The organism is Photobacterium sp. Hal280 (genome assembly GCF_037162255.1).
Lineage (GTDB): Bacteria > Pseudomonadota > Gammaproteobacteria > Enterobacterales > Vibrionaceae > Photobacterium.
Window position 1 is genome coordinate 188476 of record NZ_JARLUO010000005.1, and the last position, 12928, is coordinate 201403.

General features: G+C 56.7%; 12 protein-coding genes. 8 read left to right on the forward strand and 4 right to left on the reverse strand.

The window, feature by feature from the left end:
• Window positions 1-3 precede the first annotated feature (3 nt).
• The 3 genes from cyoE (at window position 4) to P4S53_RS09975 (ending at window position 2869) form a co-directional block, all read left to right on the forward strand.
• Window positions 4-930, forward strand: coding sequence for a heme o synthase (gene cyoE / locus P4S53_RS09965; protein ID WP_337112572.1), 927 nt, complete (start codon window positions 4-6; stop codon window positions 928-930).
• Window positions 931-1018: 88 nt separating this feature from the next.
• Entirely contained in the window at window positions 1019-2368 is a 1350-nt protein-coding gene (dinF, locus tag P4S53_RS09970) for an MATE family efflux transporter DinF (RefSeq protein WP_337114460.1), read from the forward strand.
• 108 nt (window positions 2369-2476) lie between these two features.
• A complete protein-coding gene (locus tag P4S53_RS09975) occupies window positions 2477-2869 on the forward strand; it encodes a 3D domain-containing protein (RefSeq protein ID WP_161444847.1) in 393 nt (130 codons plus the stop codon).
• Window positions 2870-3041: 172 nt separating this feature from the next.
• Here the strand turns inward: P4S53_RS09975 and nfuA are convergent, their stop codons facing one another.
• On the reverse strand, window positions 3042-3620 hold the full coding sequence (gene nfuA, locus P4S53_RS09980; protein WP_192016104.1) for a Fe-S biogenesis protein NfuA: 579 nt from the start codon (window positions 3618-3620) through the stop codon (window positions 3042-3044).
• A gap of 118 nt (window positions 3621-3738) precedes the next feature.
• Window positions 3739-4422 (reverse strand): ComF family protein, encoded by a 684-nt coding sequence (locus P4S53_RS09985; RefSeq protein WP_337112573.1) that lies wholly within the window; start codon window positions 4420-4422, stop codon window positions 3739-3741.
• 46 nt (window positions 4423-4468) lie between these two features.
• Here P4S53_RS09985 and bioH point away from each other — a divergent pair, with 46 nt between their 5' ends.
• Window positions 4469-5293 carry a pimeloyl-ACP methyl ester esterase BioH gene (gene bioH, locus P4S53_RS09990; protein ID WP_337112574.1) on the forward strand — a complete coding sequence of 275 codons (825 nt, stop codon included), beginning with the start codon at window positions 4469-4471 and terminating at the stop codon, window positions 5291-5293.
• Between the two features lie 145 nt (window positions 5294-5438).
• Window positions 5439-5903 carry an ATP-dependent Lon protease gene (locus P4S53_RS09995; RefSeq protein WP_337112575.1) on the forward strand — a complete coding sequence of 155 codons (465 nt, stop codon included), beginning with the start codon at window positions 5439-5441 and terminating at the stop codon, window positions 5901-5903.
• Between the two features lie 101 nt (window positions 5904-6004).
• Here P4S53_RS09995 and P4S53_RS10000 read toward each other — a convergent pair whose 3' ends face one another.
• Window positions 6005-8326 carry a Tex family protein gene (locus tag P4S53_RS10000; RefSeq protein ID WP_337112576.1) on the reverse strand — a complete coding sequence of 774 codons (2322 nt, stop codon included), beginning with the start codon at window positions 8324-8326 and terminating at the stop codon, window positions 6005-6007.
• Between the two features lie 211 nt (window positions 8327-8537).
• On the opposite strand from P4S53_RS10000, the gene greB reads away from it, so the two are divergent.
• The 3 genes from greB to envZ all read left to right on the forward strand — a co-directional run bounded on the left by greB (window position 8538) and on the right by envZ (window position 11245).
• Window positions 8538-9014, forward strand: a complete 477-nt coding sequence (gene greB / locus P4S53_RS10005; RefSeq protein WP_046220413.1) for a transcription elongation factor GreB — start codon at window positions 8538-8540, stop codon at window positions 9012-9014.
• A gap of 143 nt (window positions 9015-9157) precedes the next feature.
• On the forward strand, window positions 9158-9877 hold the full coding sequence (gene ompR, locus P4S53_RS10010; protein ID WP_337112577.1) for an osmolarity response regulator transcription factor OmpR: 720 nt from the start codon (window positions 9158-9160) through the stop codon (window positions 9875-9877).
• Between the two features lie 9 nt (window positions 9878-9886).
• A complete protein-coding gene (envZ, locus tag P4S53_RS10015) occupies window positions 9887-11245 on the forward strand; it encodes a two-component system sensor histidine kinase EnvZ (RefSeq protein WP_337114461.1) in 1359 nt (452 codons plus the stop codon).
• 117 nt (window positions 11246-11362) lie between these two features.
• On the opposite strand, the gene P4S53_RS10020 is transcribed toward envZ, so the two are convergent.
• Window positions 11363-12736, reverse strand: a complete 1374-nt coding sequence (locus P4S53_RS10020) for a uracil-xanthine permease family protein (RefSeq protein ID WP_337112578.1) — start codon at window positions 12734-12736, stop codon at window positions 11363-11365.
• Window positions 12737-12928: the final 192 nt, after the last annotated feature.

A 12928-nucleotide genomic window follows, 5' to 3' on the forward strand; every position in this document is an offset into this window, starting at 1 on the left:
GATATGGCGAAATCACAGTCACTGGAACAGCGCCAGCTAGCGTATTCGGGTCGAAGCTGGCGACAGCTGGGGCGCGATTATCTGATGATGACCAAGCCCAAAGTCGTGGCCATGTTACTGCTGACGGCGCTGGTGGGCATGTGTCTGGCGGTTCCGGGGATCCCGCCCGTCAACGCCGTGGTGCTGGGGTTGCTGGGGATCGGCTTGCAGTCGGCGTCCGCGGCGGCCTTTAATCATGTGCTCGATCGGCAATTAGATGCCAAAATGGCGCGTACCCATCACAGGCCCTTGGCGCGCGGACGGGTGCCGACTGTCAACGCGGTGATTTTTGCCACTGTGCTGATGATCGTGGGTTTTGCTTTACTGTGGCAGCTGAACCCGCTGACGGCCTGGCTGACGCTGGCCAGTCTGGTCGGTTATGCGCTGGTTTATACGGTGTGGCTCAAGCACGCCACGCCACAGAATATCGTGATCGGCGGTCTGGCTGGCGCAGCGCCGCCTTTGCTCGGTTGGGCGGCTGTGACCGGCCAGTTTGATCCTCATGCTTTGTTACTGGTGATGCTGGTATTTGCCTGGACACCGCCGCACTTCTGGGCGCTGGCGATACACAGGCGCGATGATTATGCCAAGGCTGATATTCCTATGTTGCCGGTGACGCACGGAATTGCTTTCACCAAGACCATGGTACTGCTGTACACCCTGATTCTGACGCTGATTGGCCTGTTCCCCTGGCTGACAGGCATGAGCGGTGCGCTGTATCTGGCGGGCAGCCTGGTGCTGAATCTGGGCTTTGTCGGTTACGCGGTGAAGCTCAAGTTTGCCGATGAACCTGGCCATGCCTGGGCCACCTTCAAGTTTTCAATCTGGCATCTGCTGGGGCTGTTTGTGGTGTTGCTGGCTGACCACTGGCTGGGAATACTGCTGGCGTAACACAGGCTAATGGATGCGAACCGCTGGCAGTCATGAGTGCTGCTGTTACACTGTGCGGCTTAAGCGTGTGAATCATAAGGTTGAAACTGTGCTGGCCGCATTAAAAGATATCTCCCTCCACCGCCAGGTCTTTGCCCTGGCGCTTCCTATGGTGTTGTCCAACATCACTGTCCCTTTGCTGGGGCTGGTGGACGCGGCTGTGATCGGCCATCTTGAGCATGCCTGGTATCTGGGGGGCGTGGCGGTCGGCGGCACGATGATCAGCGTGACCTTCTGGTTGCTTGGTTTTCTGCGTATGGCAACAACCGGGCTGTGCGCGCAGGCTTACGGCGCCAGCAATAAAGCGGCTCAGGCCACTGTGCTCCTGCAGGGCATCGCGTTGGCCTGGGGTCTGGCGGCACTGCTGATCCTCAGTCACAGCCTGATCGCGGATGCGGTGTTTTCCGTCAGCGATGCCAGCGACGCAGTGAAAACCTATGCGGAGCAATATTACTCGATTCGTATCTGGGGGGCACCGGCGGCACTGGCCAATTTCGTCATCATGGGCTGGCTGCTGGGCAGCCAGAATGCCCGGCTGCCCATGTGGCTGCTGATCATCACCAACAGCATCAACATTCTGCTCGATGTTCTGTTTGTGTTGGGGCTGGGCTGGCAGGTGGCCGGTGCGGCCGCCGCCTCTGTAATTGCCGAATACAGCGGTATGATACTGGGTCTGTATTTTGTGGCCTGCCAGTGGAAAACCCTGAATTTACCGCCCTGGCGTAGCCAGCTCAATAAAGTCGGGCAGAGCATGGGGCGCTTATTACGTTTGAATCGGGATATCTTCCTGCGCAGCTTATGCTTGCAGCTGGCGTTCAGCTTTATGACATTTCAGGGCGCCAGCCTGGGGGATAACGTGGTGGCTGCCAATGCGGTGCTGATGAGTTTTCTGATGCTGGTGTCTTACGGGATGGACGGTTTTGCCTATGCGATGGAAGCTATGGTGGGCAAAGCCATCGGTGCCAGAAACCGCGAAGCCCTGAGCCGGACACTGATCAGCACCACGCTCTGGAGTGTGATGATAGCTTTGCTGATGACACTGACCTTCGCGCTGTTCGGCGATGCGATTATCGCCCTGATTTCCGATATCCCAGCGGTGCAGCGCGAAGCAAGTCGCTACCTGCCCTGGCTGGCTGCCGTGCCTCTGGTGTCGATGTGGTGCTTTCTGCTGGATGGCATTTTTATCGGCGCGACCCGAGGCAAAGAAATGCGGAACAGCATGTTTATTGCAACCTGTAGTTTCTTCCTGATATGGCTACTGTTTAACTCGTTTGGCAACCATGCGTTGTGGGCGGCAATGTTAGGTTTTCTGGCCATGCGAGGGGTACTGTTAGCGGCTATTTTTGCGTATCAATGGCAAAAAAATATTTTTCTTGAAGAGGCCTGTTCTAACAAATAGTTATCATATTTTATGCTGTTCAATAAGCCTGTGCTGGCTAATAACCCTATCCTTTCTTATTGATAGTGTTTAAAATATGACCTGTTTTTGGAGTTGAGCAGGTTGAAAATGAAACAAAAAATCGGTGTTTTTTTATTGCTTTTTATGGGCTTAGGATGGTGTTTTAATGCTAGTGCCGTGGCTCCGGGAGCCAAAGTTCGAGTGACGGCAACGGCGTATAATTCCGTGCCAGCCCAGACCGACAGCAACCCATCCATTGCTGCCTGGGGAGACAGACTTAAGCCGGGAATGAAGGCAATCGCAGTATCTCGGGACCTTTTGAAAATGGGCCTCAAACACGGTTCTAAAGTCAAAATCTCAGGTTTGCCTGGTGAGTATGTGGTGCTGGATAAGATGCATCACCGCTGGTCAAAGAAAATTGATATCTATATGGGGCGGGATGTCCGGGCCGCGAAAAACTGGGGCCGACGCGCTGTGACTATCACAGTTTTAAAAGCCTGATATCGCACAATACCTAGCCGAATAATCGCACGAAAGCCTGATTATCCTGATAGGCATTAAGCAAAAGACAATCATGGAAAAAGCCGCGAATGCGGCTTTTTTTATGTGATTTTTCCCGGTGCGCGGGAGTAGGGATGCGATCCCGCGCGGGCACAAATCAGTAGTAAGACAATCAGTAGTAAGAATGGTCACCACGGGCGTGCTCAGTCACGTCGCGCACACCTTTCAGCTCGCCTTCAAACTCGGCCAGCAGCTGCTTTTCGATCCCTTCTTTCAGGGTCACATCTACCATGGAGCAGCCGTTACAGCCGCCGCCGAACTGCAGAATCGCAACGCCATCTTCAGTGATTTCAGACAGGGACACATGGCCGCCGTGACCGGCAAGCTGAGGGTTGACCTGAGTCTGAATCATATAATCCACACGCTCCATCAATGGCGCATCGTCTGACACTTTGCGGACTTTGGCGTTGGGCGCTTTCAGTGTCAGCTGTGAACCCATTTTGTCGGTGACAAAATCAATCTCAGCGTCGGCCAGAAAGGGCAGGCTCAGCTCATCAACATAAGCGGAGAACATACCGAGCTTAATTTCGGTGTCACTGGCTTCTACGGCCTCCGGCGGGCAATAAGACACGCCGCACTCAGCATTTGGGGTACCCGGGTTGACCACGAAGACACGGATGTTGGTGCCTTCCGGCTGCTGGGCCAGCAGCTTAACGAAATGCTGCTGTGCATTTTCTGAAATAGTAATCATAGACACGACGTAATACCTGACTTAGTAAGCGTTAAACCTATTCTACTCTTTGGCGGAAGAACTCGCACCCCTGAATCTTGTGTGGTTTTTTTGAACAGTCATAACGGACGGTCACCGGTCAGCGAGAATGCGGTGTAAAGGCCAGGCAGTAGACATCAATTCTGGCCACCTGTTGCTTTCTGAGCAGCTGAGATAACACGGAGACCGTACTGCCCGTGGTCACCACATCATCAACGATGGCGACATGATTCGGCCACACTCTATTGTTCAGTATAAATGCCTGCTTGAGATTCTGCAGGCGCGCTTTTCTCGACAGCTTATGCTGCGGGCGGGCCCACTGGGTCCGGTGCAGCACCCGGTGATCGCTCTCGCTCCCTGTGATTTCTGCCAGGGCATCCGCCAGCAGCGCACTTTGATTAAAACCGCGGATGAAGCGTCGCCAGGGATGCAGCGGCACAGGCAGCAGCAGCGGAGCAGGCTCAGTGATTTGCTCGGCTAACAAGCCGGCCAGTGGCTGGCTGAGCCAGAACTTCCCCTGAAACTTGTATTGCTGGACCAGCCGGTTGAGCGGAAAGCCATATTCGCCGAGGCGCACCAGCCGATCCCAGGGCGGCGGGCGGCGCAGGCAATAGCCGCAGTGGCTGACAGTCTCAAGTGTGGTGGCCCCGCAGCGCTGACAATATGGCGGCCGAGGCAGGCTGGTCAGGCAGTGCAGACACCAGTAGTGATCACCGTCACGCAGCGGTAAACGGCACAGGGCACATCGCTGGTTTGGCCAACGAAAGATTGATCTTACAGCCACAGGGGATAACATCCTTGCCATCCGGTTTGAAGTGAAGGAAGTGTACATGACGGCATCTGTCTACTGGCAAGCATTTGGTCAGGACCCGGCTCAGGGTTCCGATCTGGTTCTCATTCATGGCTGGGGTATGAATGGCGCCGTCTGGCAGCATCTGGTGCCGCAACTGGCAGCGCACTACCGGGTGCATGTCGTCGACATGCCGGGTTATGGTTACAGTGCCGGTGTCAAGGCGCAGTCGGTTGAAGCTATGGCGCAAGCCTTGCTGGCCGGTGCACCCGAGCAGGCAGTCTGGCTGGGCTGGTCGCTGGGCGGACTGGTGGCCAAGCAGGCGGCGCTGCAGGCACCCGGGCGGGTCAGCAGGCTGATCACTGTGGCCAGTTCGCCGCGTTTTGCCGCGATGGACAGCTGGCGCGGCATCCAGCCTCAGGTGCTGAGTGATTTCCAGCAACAGCTCAGTGACGATTTCAGCCTGACGGTTGAGCGCTTCATGGCGCTACAGGCGATGGGCAGTCCGAGTGCACGGCAGGACATCAAGTTACTCAAGCAGGCCGTGCTGTCGCGTCCTCAGCCGTCACCGGATGCGCTGGCTGCCGGCCTGGAGATGCTGGCGGAGGTGGATTTGCGGCGGCAGCTGGCTCAAATCCAACAGCCCTGGCTGCGCCTCTATGGCCGGCTGGACGGGCTGGTGCCGGCCAAAGTGGCCAGCGATATGGACAAGCTGGCACCGCAGTCAGAGAAAGTGGTTTTCGCCAAAGCGTCGCATGCGCCTTTTATTTCTCATCCGCAGGACTTTATGCAGGCATTACAGAGATTTATTGACGGTGGTACCTCGGCAGCCCTGGCGACAGAATCAACAGAAAGATTAAAGTAAAACCTTTCTTGGCCGATAATCTGTGTGTCACGGCAGAGAGCTCTGCCATTTTTGCAGTTATTCATGAGGCGCACGACAGCCGTTGCTCGGGTGCGTCAGCGTAGAGCCCGTGGCTCAAAGCGTTGTCTGTAGGAGTCGCCTGAACATGATAGTGTCGCCCCTGAATGCCGGTATACCGACACTGGCGCCATCGGTAAATCCGATGACAGAGCAGGCTGCGCGGGATAACAAGATCCGTGAAAAAGTGCGCCCGGCCAGTGCCAGTCTCCCCTCAGGCGGTGAGCCTTCACTCAAAGGCGATGACAAACAAATGCGGCGGCCGGGCTGGGATCCCAGTGAACACCCGGATTATGCGTCGCTGGATGGCGCCCAGCAAAAAAGCTATGGCTATCAGCAGGAATTCGAACAACTGGTGCTGGCACTGTCAGCCGACAGTTATATGAAAGATGTCAGCGAGCTGGGCTACAGCATGCACATCCGCCTGCCAAGGGCGCTGCTCGAAGAGCTGGCTCAGATCAGCAAAATGGAACGCATCCGCAGCGTGATCCGCTACAAGTATGCCCAGGCTACAGTGCCGAATCCGCCCACCGAAATGCTGAAAATTGTCTGACTGGATTGCTTTGATACGTTGAAGTAAAAAAGAAGACAAAAGAAGTCAAAAAAGGCGGGGAATCCCCGCCTTTTGCTGTATTGCGTGCATGATCGGGTGGGTTACTTTTTGGCTTTGGCAAACGCCGCGGCAAAGGCACCGCCCATCGCATTGTTGTCCGGCTGGCGGTCACGCTGCTGGCGCGGCGCACGGCGAGTTTGATCGCCCTGACGCTGACCACCCTGCGGTTTGTGGCTGGCTTCCTGGCCCGGCTCATCGCTCAGACGCATCGACAGGGCAATCCGTTTGCGCTGCAAGTCCACTTCCATCACTTTGACTTTCACCACATCACCGGCTTTGACCACTTCGCGCGGATCGGAGATGAATTTGTCCGACAGCGCCGAAATGTGGACCAGACCATCCTGGTGCACGCCGATATCGACAAAGGCACCGAAGTTGGTCACGTTGGTGATCACCCCTTCCAGTACCATGCCCGGCACCAGATCTTTCACTTCGTGAATGCCTTCGGCAAAGGTGGCTGTTTTGAACTCAGGGCGCGGATCGCGGCCCGGTTTGTCCAGCTCGCGGATGATGTCGGTGACGGTCGGCAGGCCGACTTCGTCTGTGGTGTAGTCGGCTGCTTTCAGACCGCGCAGGAACTCGCTGTTGCCAATTAAGGCATCAAGCGGCTTGCCGTTTTTCGCCGCAATGGCTTTGACCACATCATAGGATTCCGGGTGAACCGCAGAGGCATCCAGCGGGTTCTTGCCGTTCATGATCCGCAGGAAACCGGCGCACTGTTCGAAAGCTTTTGGCCCCAGACGGGAGACTTTTTTCAGTGTGGTTCGGGCATCAAAGCGGCCGTGCTCGTCACGGTAAGCCACGATATTGCTGGCAATCGCCGGCGACAGACCGGCCACGCGGGTCAGCAGGGCCGGGGAGGCCGTATTGACATCGACACCGACGGCGTTTACGCAGTCTTCCACGACGGCGTCCAGACGTTTGGCCAGATTGCTCTGGCTGACATCGTGCTGATACTGGCCGACACCGATAGATTTGGGATCGATTTTCACCAGCTCGGCCAGCGGATCCTGCAGGCGGCGGCCAATGGAAACCGCGCCGCGCAGCGACACATCCAGGTTCGGAAATTCGTTGGCGGCTAGCTCAGAGGCCGAATACACAGAGGCTCCGGCTTCACTGACCATCACGCTCTGAATCTTCAAATTGTTGTCTTTGAGCAACTGAGCCACGAAACTGTCGGTTTCACGTGAAGCAGTGCCGTTGCCGATCGCAATCAGATCGACATTGTGCTTTTTCAGCAGTGCCAGCACAGTGGCGGCGGACTGGGCCACCTGTTTCTGCGGCTGGTGCGGATAAATGGTGGCGGTATCGACCAGCTTACCCGTGCTGTCGACGACAGCCACTTTACAGCCGGTACGCAGGCCCGGATCGAGCGCCAGTGTCATGCGCGGACCGGCCGGAGCGGCCATCAGCAGATCTTTCAGGTTATCGGCAAACACCTGCATCGCGCCGTCTTCGGCTTTCTCACGCAGGGCGGCCATCAGCTCGGTTTCCATGTGCATCAGAATCTTGATACGCCAGGCCCAGCTGATCACCTGCTTGCGCCAGCTGTCCGCCGGTTGGGTGCCTAAGTTCACGCCGTAATGATCGGCAATGATGACTTCACAGTAAGAGCCGCGCACGCCTTCTTCCTGATTCGGGTCCGCATTGAGCGCCAGCTGCAGCACGCCTTCGTTGCGGCCGCGGAACATCGCCAGCGCCCGGTGCGACGGCACCTGAGTCAGTTTCTCGTTGTGTTCGAAGTAGTCTTTGAATTTGGCGCCTTCCTGCTCCTTGCCTTCCACCACGCGGGCGGTCAGCTCGGCATTGCCCTGCAAATGGCGGCGGATTTTATCCAGCAGGGCCGCGTCTTCGGCAAAACGCTCCATCAGAATCGCACGCGCACCGTCCAGGGCCGCTTTGGTATCAGCGACCCCTTTGTCGGCCGACACATAGCCGGCCGCCGCGGCGTCGGGATCGTGGTCCGGTTGTGACCACAGCAGCTCGGCCAGCGGCTCCAGACCGGCTTCAATCGCGATCTGGCCCTTGGTGCGGCGCTTGGGTTTGTACGGCAGGTACAGGTCTTCAAGACGGGTTTTGCTGTCGGCCGACAGAATCTCGGCTTTCAGTTCAGGCGTCAGCTTGTCCTGCTCAGTAATGGATTTGAGGATCACCTGACGGCGGTCTTCCAGTTCGCGCAGGTAGCCCAAACGGGACTCCAGATTACGCAGCTGGGTATCGTCCAGCCCGTCGGTCACTTCTTTCCGGTAACGGGCAATAAAAGGGACGGTGTTACCGTCATCGAGTAGCGCCACGGCTGCGGCAACCTGCTGCGTTTTGACGTTCAGTTCAGACGCAATCAGGTGATGGATACTCGTGGTCATAGAATTCCTTTGGATACAGTATGTCTCAGGCTGACCATCTAACCACAATTCCGCCCGTCAGTCAGCGCTCAAATCCCCGCAAAATGTCAGGAGTTTGCCAGCCGAAGCGGTGGGTGTGATCTCGGTACAGGCCAGTGGATGCGAACGACTCGCCGTCAGGCCTTACAACGTCATATAATCAAGCCATTATCAGCAAGCAGAGACAGGCGGAATGAGAACCCCATTGATCACCCGGGAAGGGTATAACCGGCTCAAGCAGGAGCTGGATTTTCTGTGGCAGGAAGAGCGGCCGGAAGTGACCAAGAAAGTCACCTGGGCGGCCAGTCTGGGCGATCGTTCGGAAAATGCCGATTATCAGTACAACAAAAAACGCCTGCGGGAGATCGACCGCCGGGTGCGTTACCTGCGCAAAACCTTAGAGAAAGTAAAAATTGTCGATTACTCCCCGGTGCAGGAAGGCAAGGTGTTTTTCGGTGCCTGGGTCGAGGTGGAAAACGAAGCCGGTGACAGCAAGAAATTCCGCATTGTCGGCTATGACGAGATTTTCGGCCGCAGGGATTATATTTCGATTGATTCGCCGATGGCGCGTGCCTTACTGAAAAAAGAAGTGGACGATGAAGTCGTGGTACGCACACCTGAAGGTGATAAAGTCTGGTTCATCAATACGATAACTTACGTCACAGACTAGGCTTTAAGGGCGTGCCGGGTGTGGGGACACACTCAGTAACAATTTCAGGGTGATCATTTGTGCACTGTGTCAGTCAGAACAGGCAGCGGTCGCGTAAAATAGCGCCTCGGCGACATCCAGAGTTCGAAGCATAAGGTGAAACGATGCAAGACAATTTTAAGATTTTAGTGGTCGATGACGACATGCGCCTGCGTGCGCTGCTGGAGCGTTACCTGTCTGAGCAGGGCTTTCAGGTACGCAGTGTGGCCAATGGCGAACAGATGGATCGCCTGCTGGCCCGTGAAAATTTCCACCTGATGGTGCTGGATCTGATGCTGCCAGGTGAAGATGGTCTGTCGATTTGCCGTCGTCTGCGCAATGCCAACAACATGCTGCCGATCCTGATGCTCACCGCCAAAGGCGATGAAGTCGACCGGATTGTCGGTCTGGAAGTCGGCGCCGATGATTATCTGCCCAAGCCGTTTAACCCGCGCGAGCTGCTGGCCCGTATCCGTGCGGTCTTGCGTCGCCAGACGGTCGAAGCGCCAGGTGCGCCGAGTGTGGAAGGCAAAATCATCACCTTTGGCGAGTTTCGTCTCAATCTGGGCACCCGCGAAATGTTCCGCGGGGAGGACGCCATGCCGCTGACCTCAGGTGAATTTGCAGTGCTCAAAGCCCTGGTCACCAACGCCCGCGAGCCGATGTCGCGCGACAAGCTGATGAACATGGCCCGCGGCCGCGAATACTCGGCGATGGAGCGTTCGATTGACGTCCAGATCTCGCGTCTTCGCCGCATGATTGAAGAAGATCCGAGCCGTCCGCGTTATATTCAGACCGTGTGGGGGCTGGGGTATGTGTTTGTCCCAGACGGCAGCGAGGCCTAAACCATGCCGATGCGCCTGTCGCCGCGCTCGACCTTTACCCGCACCCTGATCCTGCTGGCTGGCTTGCTGATAGCCAGCCAGATTTTTTCCTATCTGGCGGTGCTGAATTACGCCCTGCTCCCCAGCCTGCAGCAGTTCAACCGCATCATGGCTTATGAAGTCAAACTGATGCTCAAAGAAGACGTGGAACTGGCCGATGGCCACAAGTTTCACCTTGATACTCCACTGCGCCGGCAGTTGCTGGAGCAGTTGGGGGTCACGCTTCATGCCGACGACAGCCCCGAATCGGCCGAATTCAGAGAAGCCACCCGCATTGATTATCTCAGCGAGGAAATGACCCGAGAGCTCAGCACCCCGACGGAAGTGCGCCTGGTGCTGGGCACGGACAGCTATGTGCTGTGGCTTGACTGCGATGCCATGCCGGGTTACCTGATGCGGGTCCCGCTGTCGGAATTGCAGGAAGAAGACTTTGCGCCGCTGTTTGGTTACAGCCTGTTTATTGCTGTGATGGTGATCGCAGGGGGCTGGATGTTTATCCGGATCCAGAACCGCCCCCTGGTGGCGCTGGAGCAGGCGGCACTGGAAGTGGCCAAAGGCGGCTCTCCGCCACACTTAGATGTTCAGGGCGCTTCGGAGATCCGGGCGGTCACCAAAGCCTTTAATCGCATGGGTGAGGGGATCAAGCAGCTTGAAGATGACAGGGCATTGCTGCTGGCCGGTGTCAGCCATGATTTGCGTACGCCGCTGACCCGAATCCGTCTGGCGACCGAAATGATGTCGCCCGAAGATGCCTATCTGGCTGAAAGCATGATTAAGGACACCGAAGAGTGTAATGCCATTATCAGCCAGTTTATGGAGTACCTGAAATCCACCCAGCTGCTGGAGCAGGAACTGCTCGATCTGAACATACTGCTTGAAGATGTGGCAGAAGCAGAAGGCGGCATTGAGCGCGGGATTGAACAGTCGCTGGGCACCATTAACGGCAAAGTGTATGCCAACGGGGTGGCGATTAAGCGGTTGATCAGTAACTTGCTGGTCAATGCCCTGCGGTACGGTCACGGCTGGGTGCGGGTCACCAGCGGCATGACGGCCGATCGCCAGATGGCCTGGTTCTGTGTTGAGGATGATGGCCCGGGCATTGAGCCGGATCAGGTGGCCAGAATGATGCAACCGCTGACCCGCGGCGACAGCGCCCGGGGCAGTGACGCAGAAGGCACCGGTCTGGGGCTGGCTATCGTCAAGCGGATTGTGGATCAGCACCAGGGCGACATTCAGTTCAGTAACCGCAGTGCCGGTGGTTTGAAAGTGCAGATCAGCCTGCCGGTGCGGACAGTCAAACACAATGGCAAGCGGAGTGTGAAGTCTTAAGCTCTTTTCCCTGTATCCTCTTCCATCCTTCCCCCTTGAAAAGGGGGAGGGGTCGTAATGAGCTTGCAGAAACCACGAATATTCCCTCCCCTTGGCAAGGGGAGGGATCATACAGACTCAGGCTTTCTTTTCTTCCGGCAGGATCAGGTTGAGTAGAATCGCGGTCAGGCCACCGGCCGCCATGCCGGAGGACAAAATACTCTTCACAACATCCGGCATGAACTGGAGAATTTCCGGTTTCTGCGCAATCCCCAAGCCCATCGAGAACGACAGCGCCATGATCAGAATCGCCCGGCGATCCAGTTCGCAGCGGGAGATAATCCGCACCCCTGAAGCGGCAATGGTGCCGAACATCACGATGGTGGCGCCGCCCAGCACAGGTTCCGGGATCAGCTGCACCAGGCCGGCCACGGCCGGGAACAGGCCGAGCAGCACCAGCATGCCTGCAACAAAATAGCCGATGTAACGACTGGCAACGCCGGTCAGCTGGATGATGCCGTTGTTCTGGCTGAAGGTGGAGTTCGGGAAACTGTTCAGCACGGCAGCCAGAGCGGAGTTGATGCCATCGGCCAGCACACCACCTTTGATACGTTTCATGTAAATCGGGCCGGAGACAGGCTGTTCAGAGGTTTCCGAAGTGGCCGTGATATCACCAATGGCTTCCAGCGAGGTAATGGCAAAGACAATCACCAGCGGGATCAACAAAGACCAGTCAAACCCGAGGCCGTACTGCATCGGCGCTGGCACCGCAATCAGGCTGGTTTCCGCGAGCTGGCTGCTGTCTATCATGCCCATGCCCCAGGCTGTGAGTGTGCCGGCGGCCATGGCAATCACAATCGACGAGACCCGCAGATACGGGTTTTTCATCCGGTTGAGCAGCACGATCAATCCCAGCACGATGCCAGCCAGCAGGAGCTTGTCCAGACTGCCGAAGCTGCCGTTTTCAATGGCCGCATAACCGCCGCCGATGGAGGTCAGGCCTATCTGGATCAGCGTCAGGCCAATCAGAGTGACCACGATGCCGGACACCAGTGGCGTGATGATGCGGCGGGTGTGCTGCAAAATCCGAGAAATCGCCACTTCAGTAAGAGAAGCGGCGAGAATCGTGCCGAAAATAGCCGCCATCATGGTCGGGACATCCGCCCCGCCGGCTTTCATCGCCAGTCCGGCACCGATAATCGGGCCAAGAAAGTTAAAGCTGGTGCCCTGAATCGACAGCAGGCCGGAACCAACCGGGCCTATCGTGCGGATTTGAATGAAAGAAGCCACCCCGGAAGCCAGCAGCGACATGCTGACGATGGTATTGGTGTCACTGGCGGGCAGGCCCAGCGCCTGACAGATAATCAGCGACGGGGTAATCACGGCCACGAACATTGCCAGCAAATGCTGCAATGCGGCGAACAGGGTTTGCGGCAAAGGCGGTCTGTCATTGAGTCGGTAGATCAAATCGGATGAACGCGGTGGCGTGATCTCTTGGTGCTGGCCAGTCATGAAGCTTCCTTATGGGCGTCGACAGAACGGCCTCAGGCTGCGAGACGGGCAGTCGCTGAAGCCGATAATGACTCTGGGGTCAAAAGTGGCCACTATTCTAATGAGGTTGTTATTTTTAGCAAACGTTTGCGCAATTAAATTAACGGTAAAATCGCGATTAAAAGCAGAAAATAGCCACACATTGTCGCCATC